17 protein-coding genes are annotated in these 17,551 nt (G+C 67.9%); 11 read left to right on the top strand and 6 right to left on the bottom strand.

Translation table 11 applies throughout. The annotated features are described in order from the left end of the window. Nucleotides 1–244: 244 nt before the first annotated feature. Nucleotides 245–643, bottom strand: coding sequence for a RidA family protein (locus ACIP64_RS07180; RefSeq protein WP_401582717.1), 399 nt, complete (start codon nt 641–643; stop codon nt 245–247). A gap of 32 nt (nt 644–675) precedes the next feature. Then, a complete protein-coding gene (locus ACIP64_RS07175) occupies nt 676–1,362 on the bottom strand; it encodes a DUF2293 domain-containing protein (RefSeq protein WP_401582715.1) in 687 nt (228 codons plus the stop codon). Nucleotides 1,363–1,477: 115 nt separating this feature from the next. Between ACIP64_RS07175 and ACIP64_RS07170 the strand changes: the two genes are divergently transcribed. Beyond that, complete coding sequence (locus tag ACIP64_RS07170; RefSeq protein ID WP_360906839.1) at nt 1,478–1,747, top strand: GlsB/YeaQ/YmgE family stress response membrane protein; 270 nt, start codon at nt 1,478–1,480, stop codon at nt 1,745–1,747. 28 nt (nt 1,748–1,775) lie between these two features. On the opposite strand, the gene ACIP64_RS07165 is transcribed toward ACIP64_RS07170, so the two are convergent. Further along, nucleotides 1,776–2,033: a hypothetical protein gene (locus ACIP64_RS07165; protein ID WP_360906837.1), complete on the bottom strand. Its 258-nt coding sequence runs from the start codon at nt 2,031–2,033 to the stop codon at nt 1,776–1,778. A 40-nt stretch (nt 2,034–2,073) separates the two neighbouring features. Here ACIP64_RS07165 and holA point away from each other — a divergent pair, with 40 nt between their 5' ends. The 7 genes from holA (at nt 2,074) to ACIP64_RS07130 (ending at nt 8,861) form a co-directional block, all read left to right on the top strand. After that, a complete protein-coding gene (gene holA, locus ACIP64_RS07160; protein WP_401582713.1) occupies nt 2,074–3,057 on the top strand; it encodes a DNA polymerase III subunit delta in 984 nt (327 codons plus the stop codon). 193 nt (nt 3,058–3,250) lie between these two features. After that, complete coding sequence (locus ACIP64_RS07155; protein ID WP_401582711.1) at nt 3,251–4,825, top strand: recombinase family protein; 1,575 nt, start codon at nt 3,251–3,253, stop codon at nt 4,823–4,825. Nucleotides 4,826–5,245: 420 nt separating this feature from the next. After that, on the top strand, nt 5,246–5,893 hold the full coding sequence (locus ACIP64_RS07150) for a hypothetical protein (protein ID WP_401582709.1): 648 nt from the start codon (nt 5,246–5,248) through the stop codon (nt 5,891–5,893). Then, nucleotides 5,893–6,078, top strand: a complete 186-nt coding sequence (locus ACIP64_RS07145; RefSeq protein WP_401582708.1) for a hypothetical protein — start codon at nt 5,893–5,895, stop codon at nt 6,076–6,078. Before ACIP64_RS07150 ends, ACIP64_RS07145 begins: the two co-directional genes overlap by 1 nt. A 1,322-nt stretch (nt 6,079–7,400) precedes the next feature. Then, nucleotides 7,401–8,255: a hypothetical protein gene (locus tag ACIP64_RS07140; RefSeq protein ID WP_401582706.1), complete on the top strand. Its 855-nt coding sequence runs from the start codon at nt 7,401–7,403 to the stop codon at nt 8,253–8,255. A gap of 19 nt (nt 8,256–8,274) precedes the next feature. Beyond that, on the top strand, nt 8,275–8,607 hold the full coding sequence (locus tag ACIP64_RS07135) for a hypothetical protein (RefSeq protein ID WP_401582704.1): 333 nt from the start codon (nt 8,275–8,277) through the stop codon (nt 8,605–8,607). Beyond that, nucleotides 8,601–8,861: a hypothetical protein gene (locus ACIP64_RS07130; RefSeq protein ID WP_401582703.1), complete on the top strand. Its 261-nt coding sequence runs from the start codon at nt 8,601–8,603 to the stop codon at nt 8,859–8,861. Before ACIP64_RS07135 ends, ACIP64_RS07130 begins: the two co-directional genes overlap by 7 nt. Before the next feature lie 49 nt (nt 8,862–8,910). Here the strand turns inward: ACIP64_RS07130 and ACIP64_RS07125 are convergent, their stop codons facing one another. After that, complete coding sequence (locus tag ACIP64_RS07125; RefSeq protein WP_401582702.1) at nt 8,911–9,084, bottom strand: hypothetical protein; 174 nt, start codon at nt 9,082–9,084, stop codon at nt 8,911–8,913. A 1,362-nt stretch (nt 9,085–10,446) separates the two neighbouring features. On the opposite strand from ACIP64_RS07125, the gene ACIP64_RS07120 reads away from it, so the two are divergent. The 3 genes from ACIP64_RS07120 to ACIP64_RS07110 all read left to right on the top strand — a co-directional run bounded on the left by ACIP64_RS07120 (nt 10,447) and on the right by ACIP64_RS07110 (nt 15,751). Then, a complete protein-coding gene (locus ACIP64_RS07120; RefSeq protein ID WP_401582701.1) occupies nt 10,447–10,791 on the top strand; it encodes a hypothetical protein in 345 nt (114 codons plus the stop codon). 459 nt (nt 10,792–11,250) lie between these two features. Beyond that, complete coding sequence (locus ACIP64_RS07115) at nt 11,251–11,505, top strand: hypothetical protein (protein ID WP_401582700.1); 255 nt, start codon at nt 11,251–11,253, stop codon at nt 11,503–11,505. Continuing rightward, complete coding sequence (locus ACIP64_RS07110) at nt 11,498–15,751, top strand: hypothetical protein (protein WP_401582698.1); 4,254 nt, start codon at nt 11,498–11,500, stop codon at nt 15,749–15,751. Before ACIP64_RS07115 ends, ACIP64_RS07110 begins: the two co-directional genes overlap by 8 nt. Before the next feature lie 53 nt (nt 15,752–15,804). Here the strand turns inward: ACIP64_RS07110 and ACIP64_RS07105 are convergent, their stop codons facing one another. Then, nucleotides 15,805–16,023, bottom strand: coding sequence for a winged helix-turn-helix domain-containing protein (locus ACIP64_RS07105; protein WP_401582696.1), 219 nt, complete (start codon nt 16,021–16,023; stop codon nt 15,805–15,807). A 1,085-nt stretch (nt 16,024–17,108) separates the two neighbouring features. Beyond that, a complete protein-coding gene (rpsT, locus tag ACIP64_RS07100; RefSeq protein WP_360906833.1) occupies nt 17,109–17,375 on the bottom strand; it encodes a 30S ribosomal protein S20 in 267 nt (88 codons plus the stop codon). Nucleotides 17,376–17,551: the final 176 nt, after the last annotated feature.

Genomic DNA, 17,551 nt, shown 5'->3' with positions numbered 1-17,551 from the left:
GAACCGAGGAACCGGGGAACCGGGGAACCGGGGAAACACAGAACGGAATGTCGATTTCCGTTCCGAGGATGAAACCCCGGCCGTTAAGCCCCCGTCAAGAGTCTCCGGACAACGAAATCCGTAGCTCAGACCCCCTGCGACCAACGTAAAACCACTGCGATGCAGGTGTTTGAGTGCTTCAATCGCTACTGGAAGCGCGAAGTCGCCACGCCCCGCTTTCCGTTGGCCGACACCGCGCTCGGCCTCACGGCACGACTGCCGTCGCCGTGATCTCCACCAACTGCCCCGCGTAACCGAGGCAGGCGACGCCGACCAGCGTGGAGGTGTGGGGTCCTTCGGTGAGGCCCCCGGCGCGGACGACGTCCCAGACGCGGCCGAGGTCGGCGGGATCGTGGGCGACCACGTACACGGTGGTGGCGACGACGTGGGGGAGCGCGCTGCCCACCGCACGCAGCGCCTCCTCGAGGTTCCTCAGGACCTGATGGGTCTGCGCGACGGGATCGCCGGGGCCGACGAGGCGGCCCTCCGCGTCGAGCGGGACGGAGCCGGCCATGAAGGCGAGGCGGGCGCCGGCCTCGACGACGGCGGCATGGGCGTAGTCGGGCGGCGGGAAGAGGGTCGGGACGGTCGTGCGATCTGTCATCCCCGCAGCCTGCGGGGCCCACCAGGGCCCTGTCACACGGTTTTCGGCGCCCGCCAGGCCGCGAGGACACCGTCCACCTCCACCGCGATCCGCTGCCGGGCCTCCCAGCGCGGGACACCGGAGGCCAGCAGGGCGTCGTAGGCGGTGCCGCCGTGGCGCACGGACGCCCGGACGGCGGCCGTGACGGCGCCCTCGTCCAGCGCGCGCCCCGCGGCGGTGCGGCCCACACGCCCGCTGCCCCGCACGGCCGCGTGCGCGGCGATGGCGGCGGCACGCACCGGCGGACAGGACGGGAACAGCCGCAGCACCTCCGCCGTGAGGGCGCCGGTGACCCGGACGTCCTCGGCCTTGCGGCGCAGCGCGTCGCGGGCCCGGCGGGCGGCCCGCGCGGCGGCGTCCGCGAGGCACTGCCGCTGGGCCAGCGCGAGGGCGTCGGCGTCGACGAACAGCCCTTGGCGCTCCCAGCGGTTGCGGCGCCGGTTGAGCCGGATGACGACCGCCGAGACCGGGGAGGCCGCCCGGGCCCGCCGGGTCAGCGCCGTGTCGCCGCGGGGGAGGAAGACCAGGTGGCCGAGATCGGCGCACGGCAGGCACAGCGGTCGGCCCGTCTCCAGGACGTGGTAGGCCAGCGGCCCCTGCCGGCACGCCGAACACCGGCGCCGCTTGAGGGGTTTGACGACCAGGATCTCGGCGGTGCCGCCGCGTCGCGCCGTGTCCACCGCACCAGTGTGCGCACCCGGGGCCGGTCGGAGAAGTGCAACCGCCGTGTCACGGGATGTCCATGGGTGCGTATCGGCAGGCATGAGGGCGCCGCAGGCGTGGCAGGTTGACCCCATGACCATCATCGGCTGGATCGTGCTCGGCCTGCTCGCCGGCGCAATTGCGAAGATACTGCTGCCCGGCAGGGACCCGGGCGGCCTGATCGGAACCACGCTCATCGGTATCGCGGGCGCCGTCGTCGGCGGCTGGATCTCGGCGAAGTTCCTGCACCACCCCATCACCAAGGACTTCTACGACCTGCCCACCTGGGGAGCCGCGATCGGCGGCGCCCTGGTGCTGCTGATCGTCTACCGCATCCTGTTCGGCGACTCCCGCGCCCGTTGAGCGGGAGCCGCCGCGCACCGCTTGGGGACTAGTCCTCTTCCTCTTCCTCCTCCAGCCAGCCCTCGAACTCCTCCGCCAGCGCGTTGAGCGCGGCGGGATCGAGTTCGCCGTCCTCGTCGTCGACGACGACGAGCCACTGGGCGTCCTCGGCGTCGTCCTCACCTGCGAGGGCGTCGCGGACGATCTGGGGTCGGGCGGGAAGGTCGAAGCGCTCGGAGGCTTCGTCTGCGGCGTCCTCCGCGGAGTCGCGGTCGGGCAGCACGAGAACATGTCTGACGTCATTCACCGGGACATTGTGTCGGACCCGCGTGGGATGCTGGACGGCGATGCCCAGGAACAGTACGACCGACAGTGTGCTCGCCCCCGTCACGATCGCGGTGGGGCAGGAGGACCTGCTTCTCGACCGCGCGGTGCGGGAGGTCGTGCTCGCCGCGCGGGCGGCCGACGCCGACACCGATGTGCGCGATCTCACGCCCGACGCGCTGCAGCCGGGCACCCTCGCGGAGTTGACCAGCCCCTCGCTGTTCGCGGAACGCAAGGTCGTGGTCGTCCGCAACGCGCAGGACCTGTCGGCGGACAGCATCAAGGACGTGAAGGCCTACATAGGGGCCCCCGTCGAGGAGATCACCCTCGTCCTGCTGCACGCGGGCGGGGCCAAGGGCAAGGGCCTGCTGGACGCCGCCCGCAAGGCGGGGGCGCGCGAGGTGGCGTGCCCGAAGATGACCAAGCCGGCCGACCGGCTGGCCTTCGTGCGCGGTGAGTTCCGGACGCTGGGCCGGTCGGCGACCCCGGAGGCCTGCCAGGCACTCGTGGACGCCCTGGGCAGCGATCTGCGCGAGCTGGCGAGCGCCTGCTCCCAGCTCGCCGCCGACGTGGAGGGCGCCATCGACGTGGCCGTCGTCGCCCGCTACTACACCGGCCGCGCGGAGGCCACCGGCTTCGAGGTCGCGGACCTGGCGGTCACCGGCCGCACGGCGGAAGCCCTGGAACGGCTGCGCTGGGCCATCGCGGTCGGCCAGCCGCTGCCCGGCATCACCTTCGCGCTGGCGTCCGGCGTACGGGCCATCGGCAAGCTCGCCTCCGCGCCGCGCGGCGCCCGCCCGGCGGATCTCGCCCGGGAGCTGGGCATGCCGCCGTGGAAGATCGACCGGGTGCGCCAGCAGATGCGCGGCTGGTCGGGGGACGGGGTCTCCACGGCGCTGCGCGCCGTCGCCGAGGCCGACGCCGCGGTCAAGGGCGGCGGCGCCGACCCGGCCTACGCCCTGGAGAAGGCTGTCGTCTCCATCGCACGCGCCTCGCGCACCCGCTGATCCGCAGCCCTGCCTCCCCGGTACGCCGAAGGGCCCCGCACCGGGGAGGTACGAGGCCCTTCGAGGACCGCACCCGCGTGGCGAACGCAGGCCGCGGAGAGTATCATCATCGCGCATGAACCCATTCCCGCTCCTGCCGGGGCAGCGAATCACGGACAGTCCAACTCCCGGACGTCCGCGGGTAGTCGGAGCCGTGAGGCTCAGCAAGTACACCGACGCGTCGACGTCGCCGGAAGTACAGACCGACCTTGTTGAAGGTGCAGCAACCGCCATCGGCGGTGACGTCATCGGCTGGGCAACCGACGTCGACGTATCCGCGCTGAAGACAACGCCGTGGGAGCGTGAGCAGCTTGCCTACTGGCTGGAGCGCCCCGACGAATGGGACGTTCTAGTCTGGCAGCGAATGGACCGTGCCGTCCGGTCTATGGCGGACATGGCCGACCTGGGGCGGTACGCAAAGAAGCACGGGAAGCGGCTCCTGTTCGCGTCGGGGCCCGGGGGCGGACGGCTAGAGCTGGACTTCTCCTCGCCCATGTCAGAGCTGATCATGCTCATCTTGGCGTTCGCTGCGCAGCTCGAAGGCCAGACCATCATGGAGCGGAACAAGGGAACCGCGGACCACTTGCAAGCCATGGGGCGTTGGGCCGGCGGCATCATCCCCTATGGCTTCATCCCTGTGCGCAAGACGTTCCCCGACGGCAACGAAGGATGGTGGCTGGGGAGGGACGTGGACACGACGTGGAACCATGTCCTCGACATGGTGGCGCGTGCCATTGAAGGAACGCCGTACACCCAAATCCGAGACCACTTCAACGAGACCGGTGTCATGACGCCGAAGAACCACCGCAACCGACTGGCCACGCCGCCGCGAAAGCCAGATCCGAAGAGCGTGTGGCGCGACACGACGATCCGGGACATCCTCCTGTCCCCGACGCTGCGGGGCTACCTCGTTCGCGACGACGGCTCAATCGTCCGAGACGCAAAAGGAGAACCTGTCCGCGCCGGCGAAGCGCTCGTTGATGACGAGACATGGCATCGACTCCAGGCGGCATTGAAGGAGCGCGCAGCGTCCAACGCAGGTGTATCTAAGCGGAAGGACGCGCACCCGCTACTGGGCGTTGTTGTGTGCCAGGTGTGCTTCCGGAACCTGTACGCAGGTTGGGTCACGCGGAAACGCGTTCCGGAGGGAGAGCGTCGCCGGGGGAAGGCTCCTGTCGGCGACGGGAAGCGTCAGCTCTTCCGCTGTAAGGGTGCGGAGCACCCGGAAGGCGTTGCAGCGCCAAACATCGAAGTGGACGCCACAGTGGCTTGGGTGGACGAGAAGTTCCGTGAGCACTTCCGGCACGTCCGCCGGACCATGGAGGTTAAGACAGGAGGCGTCGACAACCGCCCGGCAATCGCGGAGCTGAAGTCCGACATCGAAGCGCTGGGAGTCCAGATGGTCAAGCTTCGTGGCGCAGCCGCGGACATGGTGGCGCAGCAACTGAACGGGATGTCCGACACTCTGGCGAAGCTGGAGAAAACCCCTTTCATCCCCGCACAAACTCGGGTCGTCGACCTTCCCGGCACGTGGGCGGATGCATGGGACGCTGCGGACGACTGGGCGGAGCGCCGCGCGATGTTGCTTCAGCTAGGTGTCCGCGTCATCGTCGGCCCTCCGACGGGGCGCAACAGGCCCGTGGGCGAGCGACTGACCTTCCACGTGGGCACGCACGTGGACCCGGAAAGGGACGCACTGGAGGACGCGGAGTATCAGGCGCGGCTCTGACGGAGCCGGCATGGCAGAGGGCCCCTGGGAGAACCCGGGGGCCCTTCGCGTGCGCGCTCACTCCGCGACGGTTGACCACGGCCCCTCCGGCGGACGCTCCGGGAGCTCTCCCCGTCGCGTGAACCACAACATGCAGGCCCGGAGGGTTGCGGATCGGTCGCTACCGGCGGCAGTCGTAGCCTTCTCGAACGCCTCCCATAGATCCTCTTCGACGCCGCGTAGTCCGCGGACTTTGTGCTTGTGTTGGTTGGCCATGCGACGAGTTTGCCAGGGTGGTTGACCACCTGTCGAGTGCGTGTCACTATCTAGGTGGTCGACCACCCGTGAGGGTGCCGAAGCCAAGAAACGACGAAGACCCCGCAGCATCCTGGACAGATCTCACGGGGCCTTCTCGCTCAACAACTGAGGAGGACGATTCTAGTGCAGACCCCCGTGACCCTTCCGGCGAACCTCAGCGACGCAGCCAAGGACGGGCTTGAGTGCGTGATCTGCGGTGCCGACTACCTCCGCGTTCGCACCCCGCACGTCCCCGTCGGCCGAAGCGAGACGGGGAGCCAGATCTTCGCCTGCGTCCCGTGCATCCCGGCGCAGCCGACCGAGGACGCCGCTCCGAAGTCCATTCTGCTCGTGGGGAAGGTCGAGAACCCCGACGACCTGGCGGACCTGACGGCGCTCGCGTGGGATGTGGCAGCCAAGATGCAGGCCCGCGTGACGGTGGCCTCGTCCATCGACCACGACGTCCGTAGCTTCGACCTCGTCCTGAGGGACCGCGACTTCCTGGACAGCGTCCCCGCCCTCATCCTGGCAACGGAGGCGATGACCGCCGGCGTCCCCCTGGGCCGTGCGAGCGACTTGGACAGCGCGCCTTACACGACGTGGTGCTCCTGGTGCATGACGGAGGACGACGAGGACGAGGACGAGCGCGCGGAGCCGCAGCTCGTGGCCGGCACATGGACCGCTCCGGCGTGCTTCTCGTGCGACACCAGCGTCATCGCGCAGGAGCGTCGTCAGGGCGCCGCGGACCGTCGCGCGACGGACGCCATGCGCGAGCGGATCGCAGCCGTTTGATGGCGCGGCCCGGGGCGGACGCGACCGGTGCGATCACCGTCAGGCAGGCCAGGGAACTCCTCGCTGACATCGAGTCACTGTCGTACTCCGACGAGCGCGAGGCGTACGGGATCATCGGCCGGACGGGATTCATCGTCGCGGAGCTTGTAAGGCTCCTTGACGCGAAGGATCAGCCAGAGCAGTGACTCAGCGTGACGATTGCCTCCCGTTCCTCACAGGAGCGGGAGGCATGTCGCGTGCCCGGGGCGGGTCAATCTGCCACCCAAAGCACTGCCCTATTCGTCCGTATCGCCCTGTTCGTCGGATGCGTGCGTCGTCGTCCCGCGCTCCGTCGGGTCGGACTGGCCAGACTCGTCAGGGTTTGGCCTCCGCGTTTCCGCAGGTCAGGGGCAGTCCGGTGTCAGAAGGGTCAAACTTCGACCCTATTTCTAACTCTCTCTACACGCGTTAAGAGAGAACTGAAAAGGGGTCGAAGTTTGACCTTTCTGACCCGCGCCGCGCGGAGGAGGCTCCCGGCGACGTCGAAAAGCCCCATGGAGGTCGGACGCGACGGAGGAGTGGGGCGGAAGGCGGCCGAGAAGGGCACTGCGTGCCCGCCTGCGGCTCTCGTAGGGCGAGTTGGGATAAGCTGGCGTCCCGTGCCGTCAGCGGCCCTCAGGGGCGCACGTGGCCTTCCGGTGCCCGGCGACCGTTCGAGGCTCAAGGCCTGCGCTCGTTACGCAAAGTGACTGACTCTCAATGTGATGCAAGTCACCCAGTGTTGACCGGAACATTCGGTCCTCAAATACCCAAAACGTTAAGGGGAGGATTTTCGCCCCCGGTCGGTGTCCGCATCAGAATCCGCATGGCACATCTGGACGCCACCCCCACATAACTAATAGGTAAGCACTCTCGTCTGTGCCCTCACAGCTGAGGGCCCTGGCGGACCAAGATCATGGGGAAGACGCACGTTCGGCGTGAGTGGCGGCCGGCGGCTCTTCCCCGCTGACGACGTCGGCTGACCTCTCCTCCGGCCGACGTCCCGCGCGGGGATCGTGCTTCCCGCGCAATGCCCCGGCGTTGATGCCCGGTTGATGTGGCTGACCTTCCTTCCAGCCGCTCCCGTCGGCTCCGCCGGGGCGAGACTTCGCGATTCGGTCGCCCTTCGGGGCGGCCTTTTTGCGCGCCCGAAATGACAAGACCGCCGAACCACAAGGAGACGACGACAAGGAGTCGCCATGAGCCCCACGAAGACCTGTCGACGGTGCCGCCGAGAGCTGCCGAGACGAATCACGCACTTCTACAAGGCGCCGGACAACGCAGATGGGCTGCGGACAACTTGCATCCCCTGTCTTCGGGAAGAGGCGCGTGAGCGCTACGCCGTGACGTCGACGACGGTCCTGGAGCGGAAGAGGCAGCGATATGCGGCGCGGTCCGCAGCGTTCGCAGCCCTTCCCCAGTGGCAGCACGCCACCACAGAACTTCCCATGCCGGATAAGGCCGGTAGGGACACACCCGAAGGAAGCCAATGACCATCGACCCATGGGCGGACATCCCCGCCGTCAAGCGCCTGGAGGAAGTCGCGAAGGAGCTCCGCGAGCGACAGCGGACCACGCCGTCCGCCCCGTCGCCGGAGGAGGCAGCGTCCCGCGTCGTCCAGGACGCCGTGAGCCGCACCCACGCCGGGGAATCCATGCCGGCTGACGTCGGCGAGCGCGCCGCAAAGGCGTTCATCGACGCTCTGGCGCCGCACTACAACGCCGTAGCGGTCCACCTTGCCAACCGTCAGATGGGGGACGTCCTGAAGGACATCAAGCGCATCTACGGTGAGGAAGCGCTCGAAGCCCTGGACGCCGACCTCCAGCGGATCATGGACGAGGTCCGCACGATCGTCGCCCGCTCCGGCCGCATCACCGACGGCGACGCCGCCATCGCTGCCGGCCCGCAGGGCGTGGAGGACTACAGCACTCTGCGCAAGCTCGCCAGCGACGTCGCGGGCATCCGACGGACTGCCCACAGCATCTTCAGCGCGACGGGTAGCGACTCCGTCCTCCTGACTGACGCCTATCGGAAGGGCATGGACGAGGTCACCGGAGTCCGCGCTCTTGGACTCCCGGACGGCCTCGTCGACGCCGTGTCGGGCAAGTCCCCGCGTGGCGTGGCCTACGTGATCGCTCTGGCGGAGTCCGGCCGTGCGTGGGTGCCCGGCAGCGTGGAGGCGCTGGAGGCCGAACGGACGATGGTGGACGCGGGTGTGTCCGCTGACGCCGTCGACGTCCTGAGCGTCCGCGAGACGCCCATTCCGACGCCGAGACCCCCGCGCCCGCAGCCTGAGTACCCCCACTCCGAACGGCCCGCCGCGCGACGTCGCGGCAGCAACTGACGCACGAAGGGAACCCCCAATGACCGAGGCCACTCCTGAGCAGCTCGCAGCCGCACAGCGGAAGGGCATCGACGTCCAGCACGCCGCCCGACTCCGCGGGACGACGGCCGCGGAGCTCGATAGCGACGCTGACGCCTTCCTCGCGGAGATTGCGGCCTACGCCCCGCCTCCGCCGGCCCCGCCCCGTTCGGGCGGTCCCCGTGGCGTCGACACGGGCGGAAGCGGATCCCGCAGCGTCGCGGCGGGCGCAGACCTGTACCGCGAGCGCCACGGCATCACCGACGAGGACGACGAGCAGCCCCCCGCGCGCCAGTGGTGGCGCCAGACCACCTACCGGATGGGCGGATGGTGAGGCGCACCCGAACCGCGGACGCGTTCACGCGCGTCGCACAGAAGTCGGTCCAACAGGACACCGCCTCCTGGCGCCTCGCGACGGTGACAGCGACGTACACGGACGGGACGATCGACATCTCCACGGCGCACGGTCCCGTGGCAAAGGTGCGCCGAATGAAGTCGTACACGTCGCCGGCTGTGAATGACCTCGTCGTCGTGCTGACGAACGCCGATGGTAACTGGGTGGTCGTCGGAGCACTCGCCACTTCCTGACGCCACGCAGCCCCCGGCTACGACCGACGCAGCCGGGGCTGAGCGTCTGTCACTTACGTCGCCAAAACTCCGCGAGCGCACGGATGATCTCTGCGCGTTCGCGGGCTTCTGAGCCACGCAGGCTGACGACGAGCGACGCCAGATAGGTCAGCGCCAGGAGGAACAGCACGCCCAGCACGAGCCAGGGCGAAGCGGAAACGAACTCTGCAAGCGGGCCCCACACGGGACTTCCTCCACGACGGTCGAAGCCGTCTGCGAGGAGGACGCTGCGGGAGGGCAGACAACCTCAACGAGACAGACGGCTGTCTGCCCTTCCGCAGTGCCCGCATTCACTGCGTCCGTCGTCGTGACGGTCCGTTGAGGTCGTTAGACCCGGTTGAACTGTTGTGCCTTGTGCTGCGGCTGGCGGGTTCGGGCCGGTTGCTTTTCGGCCCAATGCCTCGACACCATGGACTCAGCGGCCAGGTGATGCCTGGCGAGGTCGTCCCGCGATGGTACACCCCGGGGAGTGGGGCTGAACTCAACGACGTCGCCAGAACTCAGCGAGCGCGCGGATAATCTCCGGCCGCTCACGGGCTTTTGAGCCCCGAAGGCTGATGGCCAGGGACGTCAGGTATGTCAGGGCGAGCAGGCACAGAACGGCCAGCATGAGCCAGGGTGAAGCGTTGACGAACTCTGCAATCGGTCCCCACACGGGACGGTCCTCCACGACGGTATGTGTCAGCGCAGAGGGATGCCGAGTGTCAGCGAACCCCAACGCTGACAGACGGCTGCCTGTCGAACACGCAATGCCCGCGTCCACTGCGCCCGCCGTATGACGGTGCGTTGAGGTCCGTACAGACCGTGGTGATGGAACTGGTACTACATCGCGGGACCGGCCGCAGCCGGGGAGACCGAGCCAACTCCGGTTGGAACCCCAAGGCAGTCTGTATCGCTCGTGCGTTGGGGGCCGGAAAGGCCCTGACGCTTCCAATGTTACGGCATGGGTCGTACAACCACGGCACCGTTCATCGACGCTGTCCGATGAGGCACCTGATCGAGCCCCTGACCTGCGATGACTTAGCGTGACCCAGGGGGGTATCCCCGTCACGCTCCGTATGAGCATCGTTGAGGTGCTGGGCCTCGCTGTCTGTACGGGTCTGGGGATCCTAGAAGTCACGTTTTCCATTCGTCGGCCGGCAGGCCTGGAGGTGGCCGCACAGGGCCTCCTAGGGGCATCTGAGCGCCGCCGGTGGGGAGGAAAGCGTGACGCGCCGGCATGGCGACGGATCTTAAAGACGCAGGTGGGAGGGTTGAAAGTGTGACTGGCGCCCCGTACGATAGAGACGTGAAACGTACCTGTGAGATGTGCCCGAACGAGCTGCCGCTCTTGGCCCGCTCGCACGCTCGCACATGCTCGCCCCGGTGCCGGAAGGCACTGTCCCGCGCAGCCGCTAAGGCCGCGCGCTCGCTCCCGCTGGAGCTGACGTCCCGCGACAGGTGGGTCCGACGCGCCAAGGACAAGCGTCCGCTGACGACAACCGGCAGGGCTGCGTCAAGCACTGACGGCGCTACCTGGAGCACCTACAAGAACGCCGCGGACTCCGTGGCCGGCGTTGGGTTGGGATTCGTCCTCTCCGACGTCGACGACGTGGTCTGCATCGACCTGGACCACTGCCTGAACCCGCTCACCGGGCGTCTCGCCCCGTGGGCGGAGGAGATCGTGAGCCAAGCCGGCGCCACCTTCGTGGAGGTGTCGCCCTCCGGCCATGGGCTCCACGTGTGGGGCCGAGCGGATGTCCGTCACGGACGCCGTATCAGGAGGCCCGACGGATTCGCGGTAGAGGTCTACGGACAGGGGCGGTTCATCGCCGTCACAGGCACGCGCTTCCGCGGCTCACCGACGGCCCTGGCGGACGTCTCCGCCCTCGTTGAAGACCTCCTGACCTAGCACGACACACGCACACTCTCAGCCCCGTAGGCGCCCGCCTGCGGGGCTCCTTGGCATTCCCTGGAGGAGCCGATATGCCCCGCCCCACTGCGCCACGCCCCGCGACGGCACCGAAGTGCCCGCGTCCAGGCTGCACCTTCGACCGCGTGCTCCGGGACCGGGGCGGACGACTGGTGAGAGAGCAATTCTGCGGCGCCACATGCCGCGTTTGGCAGTCCCGCGCGCACAGGGCGCTGACGGCCGGCGACGCGGCGATAGCGGCGGAGTTGATGCGCCTGGCGCCGCTCCTGGACGCCCGCACAGACCCGCGCGAGCAAGTCCCCGGCGTCCGCCTGGGACAGCGCCCCACGGCCCGCTGACGCACTACCAGACGGCTACGGGCCCGTAGCCGCCCCAACGCACGACGAGCCCCACAGAAGGCCTTCTGTGGGGCTTCTTGGCCTGCCCTTTGGAGGGCTCATGACCCACGAAACGGCGCCGGCAACCTGCCTGCGCCCGTCCTGCCACTTTCCGCCCCGAACCGACCTGACGGAGCAAGGGTGGATCTTGTGGAATTGCTGTTCACCCGCCTGCAAGGCGTGGATGGAGGAAGCCGTCCGCGTCGCCCGCCTGCCGGAGTCCCCGGACGCGGAGTTCGAGTCGTGGCGCCTGTTCGCGCTTGACGAAGCCCTGAACCTGCGCCGCACCCCCGACGAGGCGGTGTTCCGTGGCTAACCTGGACATCGTCGGATCCGTCGGAGTCGACATCCTTCCCGTCCTGACGAACTTCCACCCCCGGTTGAAGGCGGGTGTCCTTCCCGACGCGGACCGCGTGGGACGGGAGGCGGGCGAGAAGCTGGGCGAACGCCTTGTGGAGTCCATGGCGGCGACGCTGCAATCACGGCTTCCCTCAGCGTTTAGCTCCGCCATCACGACGGCGGGGACGGCTGCACAGAGCTCCGCGCGGCGTCAGGGCGACGACACCGCAGGCGCGTTCAGCCGGAGCCTGAAGGCCAAGCTCACGGCCGCGTTCCGCTCCATGCCACGCCTGGACATCCGCATCGGGGATACCGGCGTCGACGCGGAGTTGAACCGCATCAGAGCCAAGATCGAGACGCTGTCCAACAAGCGGATCGGCATCGACGTGGACGCCATGGCGGCTCGTGCCGAAGTGGAGCGGCTGGAGGGGGAGCTCCGACGGCTGGGAGCCGAACATCCCAACGTCCAGGTCCGTGCCGACACGGCGACGGCTATCGCGGCTCTCCGGGAGTTCCGGGAGGAGATCGACGCTGTAGACCGTCGGGACCGCACGGTGAACATCCGGGCGAACACGGGTCAGGCGCAGGGCGCCGTCATGGCTCTCGGGATCCAGATCGCAGCTCTCTCCGCGGGTCCTGCGATCCCGATCCTGGCAGCCGGTATCGGCGGTCTCGCGGCAGCCGGCACGGCTGCCGCCGCAGGAGTCGGTTCTCTCGCGCTCGTCGCCGTCTTGGCAATTAAGGACGTCTCAGCCGCCCTCCAAGCGCAGAGCGCCGCACAGAACGACACGACGCGGGCGACGACGGCCGGAGCCAACGCGCTCGTCAACGCACAGCAGCGGGCAATCCAGATGGCCTCTGCGCAATCGGCCCTGGCGGCTGCGCATCGCAGCTCAGCGCAGGCAATCGAAGCTGCGAACCGCGCCATTGCGCAAGCGGAGCGCGGTGTCGTAGACGCCAAGCGCAACGCCCTCCAGGCGGAAGAGGCGCTGACGCAGGCCCGTGCCGACGCGACGCGCCAACTCCAGGGCTTGAACGACCAACTCCGGGACAGCGCACTTGATCAGGAGGAGGCGACCCTCCGCGTCCGACGGGCACAGGAAGACCTTGCCAACGTCTCGAAGGATCCGAAGGCGTCGCAGCTTGACCGGGACGAGGCGCAACTCGCGCTTGACCGTGCCACTCAGTCGCTGAAGGAACAGACTGACGCAACGAACGACCTGAAGAAGTCTGCCTCTGCCCAACGTAAGGCGGGCGTCGACGGCAACGAGGCCGTCAAGGCAGCCGCCGACCGTGTGAGGGATGCACAGCGGGGCGTCGTCGATGCGCAAGAGCGCGTCGCGGAGGCCACGGAGCGCGCCGCGGATGCGCAAGTCCAGGCGGCCGAAGCCATCGCATCTGCGGAACGAGGTGTCGCGTCCGCGCGTCTCTCCGCCGCGAAGTCGACGGAGACGGCGACGACGAAGAACGACGCCTATGAAAAGGCACTGGCGAAACTGACGCCATCTGCCCGTGGACTCTTCGACGCCATTGCCGGCCCGAAGGGCTTGAAGGTCGCATTCTCCGACTGGAGCCGTTCCCTCCAGCCGGAGGTGTTGCCGCTCTTTACCCGCGGCGTTGATGGCGCTAAGCGGAGTCTGCCGGGTTTCACGCCGTTCGTGTTGGCTGCGGCAACGGCCGTTGGGACGTTGTTCGATCGGGCATCACGGGCGTTGAAGGCGCCGTTCTGGAGCGGATTCCGAAAGGATCTGGCGGAAAGTGCGGAGCCTGCGATCGTTGGCTTCGGCGTTAGCTTCGGCAACATCATCTCCGGTATGGCCGGCATCATCGACGCCTTCCTCCCGCACGTCGCCGCGATATCACTCGCAATGCAGCGGGCGACGAGGCGATTTGCGGACTGGGCGACGAAGCTGAAGGGCTCCCCGGAATTCGAGCGCTTCCTAGACTACGTCCGAAAGAACGCGCCTCCGCTGGGCGACTTCATCGCGAAGCTCCTGACGACGGCCCTGTCGCTCTCGCAAGCCCTGGCGCCGCTCTCCGCGACCCTGTGGGCGGTCCTGACGCCTCTCCTGGACGCGCTGAAGTGGATGGCGACGAACATGCCGGGTCTCGTGCAATTCCTCTGGGGACTGTACGCGGTGACGAAGGTTCTGGCTATCGCGCAGGGCGCGTGGAACGCAGCGTTGACGATCTACAACATCGCAATGCTCGCGGCAACGACGGAAACAACTCTGTTCGCGGCGGCGTTGCAGTTCACCGGAATTCCGGAGATCATCCTCGGCATCACCATCGCAATTGCGGCCCTCGTTGCGGGGGTTATCTACGCATGGAAACACTGGGGTTGGTTCCATGACGCCATCGTTGGCGCATGGAACGGCATCAGAACGGCGGCGATGGTTGCGTGGGAGTCTGTTCTCAAGCCAACATTCTCCGCCATCTGGACGGGACTTCAGGCAATCGGAATGGCCGCTACGTGGCTTTGGAAGAACGCCATCGGCCCCGCCTTCAAGTTCATATGGGAGGCCGCGAAGATCCTTGCGACGATCCTCCTCGTCGTCATGATCGGGCCCCTCTACCTGGGCATCAAGACGCTGGGCTTCGTCGTCGGGTGGCTCTGGACCCACGCCTTCAAGCCTGCCTTCGGGTGGATCGCCGACAAGGCGGTGTGGCTCTGGAAGAACGTGCTGAAGCCGACCTTCGGCTTCATCGGTGACGCCGCGAAGTGGCTGTACGAGAAGGCCATCAAGCCGCAGTTTGAAGCTATCAAGCTCATCCTCCACGGGGCGGGCGAGGCGGGGAAGTGGCTGTGGAAGACGGCCCTTAAGCCCGCATTTGACGCCATCGCTGCCGGTGCCGGGTGGCTCTGGAAGAAGGGCATCAAGCCGCAGTTTGACTCCCTGAAGGATGGAATCCACCTCGTCGGCGACGCCTTCAAGCTCGTCCGTGACGAAATCGGCAAGCAATGGGCGGACCTGAAGAAGCTCACAAAGGGTCCGATCGAGTTCGTCATCAACACCGTCTACAACAAGGGCATCCGCCCCCTGTGGAACAAGGTCGCGGACATCACGGGCGCAAAGCAACTGAAGGAGTTCAAGGGCTTCGCAACGGGCGGCATCATGCCTGGCTACACGCCGGGACGTGACAACTCCCTCATCGCCGTTGGCGGAGGCGAGGCCATCATGCGCCCGGAGTGGACGAGGGCAATCGGCGCTGACCAGATCCACGCATGGAACGCTGCGGCCCGCACTGGCGGTGTCGCCGGCGTTCAGCGAGCCATTGCAGCCGGCACCCCTGCCTTCTCCCTGGGCGGCGTGGTTGGAAGCATTTGGGACGGGATCAAGAGCACCGGCAGCGACATCAAGTCGGGCATCACCGGAACCGCCGACCTCCTGACGAACCCTGACAAGGTGTTCAACGGCGCGTCGAAGTGGGTCCGGGACGCGATGCACCAATTCGCGTCCTCCGGCTGGGGCCGGCTCGTGACGGACATCCCCGTATCGATGATTCGCAGCCTGAAGGACGCTCTCTTCGGTGGCGGCGACAGCAACGTCCTGGGCAACCTGGGCAGCGCAGCCGCCGGCGTCGGACGCGCGCTCCTCTGGGCGAAGACGCAGATAGGGAAGCCCTACCAGTGGGGCGGCGCGGGAAACCCGTCGTTCGACTGTTCCGGCTTCATGTCGTCGATCCAAAAGGAAATCCTCGGACAGAACCCCGTGGGACGCCTGTGGTCGACGTTCTCCTTCCAGGGCAACAAGGCTCCGGCCGGCTGGGTCCACAACCTGAAGTCCCCGTTCATGATCGGCATCACGAACGCCGGCGTCGGCCACACGGCCGGCACGCTCGCCGGCGTCAACGTGGAGAGCCGCGGAGGACGAGGCGTCATCGTCGGATCCGGTGCCCGCGGGTGGAACGACTCCTTGTTCACCGATCACTACGGATTCGCCCCGGCCCTGGCCAACGCGAAGTTGTACGACGACGGCGGACTCCTCATGCCGGGCCTGCACCTCATCGCCAACGGCACGGGCAAGCCGGAACCCGTCTTCACCTCCGGCCAGTGGGACGACATCCGCGCCGCGAAGGGCGGAGCTCCCAACGTCACCGTGCACACGCACACGTACCTAGGGACACGTGAGCTGACGGACATCGTGGACGAGCGGATCGACGTGTACGACGCGGAATTGGCCGACGGCTGGAACTCCGGCCGCGACGCGCGGTTCCTCTGACGCACACCGAAGCCCCTGCCTTCCTTCACGGGAGGGCAGGGGCTTTCGTCGTTTCAGATGACGTACGTGCCCTTTGCCGGCAGTGTCGCGACGAGGCCGCGACTACGGAGCTCCTGAACCGCGCGCCGAACCGTCCCGATGCTCACGCTGTAGATCTCCGTCATCGCGCGCTCTCCGGGAAGCGCCGCGCCTTTCGGGATCTTTCCCGACGCGATATCTGCGGCCACCTGATCAGCCAGCTTCACGTACTCATAGCGCGGAAGGTCGCTCATATCTCAACGGTCCCGCGGCCTGCCGCGTACGACCTCATGGGAACGCGTCCGGACGCGTTGGAACGCAGGGGGACGCATGGGGGTGCGGGGGGACGCAGTTGTCGCTACCGTGGGAAACGAAGGACCCCGGCGACCGCGCGAACGGCCCCGGGGCGTGGCTCACCCGAACAGGCAGGTGAACATGTCAGAGACTACCGACCCTCCCGCGGTAGCGGAGGACGCCGGCACCGGCGTTCCGCCCGTCGGATCTAAGGCCGTCGACATCCGGTCCGGAAAAGTCGGCGACGTCATGGGCTTCGTGGGCGGACGCCTTCTCCTCCGCCCTCTACGCGGCGGGCGCGAATGGGAAGTCCCGCCGGGGCAAGCACGCGCAGCGACGGCGCATGAAGTCCTCCACGCACACACGGCGACCGTGAACGCCCAGTCGTGGCGGGTGACGAAGTGAGCCCCCGCAGCGTCTTCCGCTATCAGACTTGGCGGATCCGGCCGGAGGACCCGGAGAACACGGTCCCCACCTTCCAATACTTCTGCACGACGTGCGCCGCGCCTGGCGTGCCCGACGAGGACGCGGAGACGGCGCAGGCGTCGGTGTTCGCCCACCTGGCGACGCACCCGACGCACACCGGCTATAGGGAGGAGATCGTCCGGCATTGGCGGGCGGACCTCCTGCCCGGACCGACGTCGCCGTCCGTCCCTGTGGCACGCCGAGCCATCACATAGCCCCCGCGCTGGCTACGACGACGAGCCGGCGCGGATGACGGCAGCCTCCGGCGTCGTTGAGGTCGGCCTACCGGAGCGCTGCTGACGAGCCCCCTTCACCCTCGGGTGGAGGGGGTTTCGTCGTTTCCAGGGCAACGAAAAGCCCCTGACCCGAAGGTCAGGGGCTTCGTACCGCATCCAAGCGTGGCGTTACTCGGAGGCGCTACCTACGTCGACACTCGCCGCGATCGGCGAACGCAGGCCGCGTGCGGCCGGAAAACCATGGATGCCGGTGGTGGAGCGGGTGAGAGGGACCGCTGTGCCCGTCACCGGCGGGTACTGCTGGGTGCTGCTGTCTACCGCTGGGTACTGCTGACGAGAAAGGCTCAGGCCTGGAGCGCGGCGACCTTGACGGCCAGCGCGGACTTCTTGTTGGCGGCCTGGTTCTTGTGGATGACGCCCTTGCTCACGGCCTTGTCGAGCTTCTTGCCCGCGAGACGCGCGGCCTCGGCGGCCTTCTCGACGTCACCGGCGGCCACGGCCTCACGGGTGCGGCGGATGGCGGTCTTGAGCTCGGACTTGACGGCCTTGTTGCGCAGGCGCGCCTTCTCGTTGGTCTTGTTGCGCTTGATCTGGGACTTGATGTTCGCCACGAAAGAGCCTTCTCAGGTGTGATCTGATGGGGTTCACGCCTCGGGTAGAGGGCACGAAGCGCGACTGCCCAGGTTAGCAGTCGGCCACCGCGCCGCCCAAACCGGCGCTCCCGGTCCCGGTCCCGGCGCCGCGCTCGGGCCCTTCCGGGCCGCCCGGCACGGTCCCGTGCCCCGCG

Origin of the sequence: Streptomyces sp. NPDC088733 (assembly GCF_044751185.1) — a bacterium.
Classification (GTDB): Bacteria; Actinomycetota; Actinomycetes; order Streptomycetales; family Streptomycetaceae; genus Actinacidiphila.
Note: the sequence above shows the minus strand (reverse complement) of the source record. Positions and strands in the feature narration are given on the sequence as shown.

Bases quoted from the DNA above. Each gene is read 5' to 3' on its own strand.
- ACIP64_RS07180 (WP_401582717.1), bottom strand. From the start codon at position 643: ATGACAGATCGCACGACCGTCCCGACCCTCTTCCCGCCGCCCGACTAC.
- ACIP64_RS07170 (WP_360906839.1), top strand. From the start codon at position 1,478: ATGACCATCATCGGCTGGATCGTGCTCGGCCTGCTCGCCGGCGCAATT.
- holA (WP_401582713.1), top strand. From the start codon at position 2,074: ATGCCCAGGAACAGTACGACCGACAGTGTGCTCGCCCCCGTCACGATC.
- ACIP64_RS07145 (WP_401582708.1), top strand. From the start codon at position 5,893: ATGGCGCGGCCCGGGGCGGACGCGACCGGTGCGATCACCGTCAGGCAG.
- ACIP64_RS07140 (WP_401582706.1), top strand. From the start codon at position 7,401: ATGACCATCGACCCATGGGCGGACATCCCCGCCGTCAAGCGCCTGGAG.
- ACIP64_RS07135 (WP_401582704.1), top strand. From the start codon at position 8,275: ATGACCGAGGCCACTCCTGAGCAGCTCGCAGCCGCACAGCGGAAGGGC.
- ACIP64_RS07130 (WP_401582703.1), top strand. From the start codon at position 8,601: ATGGTGAGGCGCACCCGAACCGCGGACGCGTTCACGCGCGTCGCACAG.
- ACIP64_RS07115 (WP_401582700.1), top strand. From the start codon at position 11,251: ATGACCCACGAAACGGCGCCGGCAACCTGCCTGCGCCCGTCCTGCCAC.
- ACIP64_RS07105 (WP_401582696.1), bottom strand. From the start codon at position 16,023: ATGAGCGACCTTCCGCGCTATGAGTACGTGAAGCTGGCTGATCAGGTG.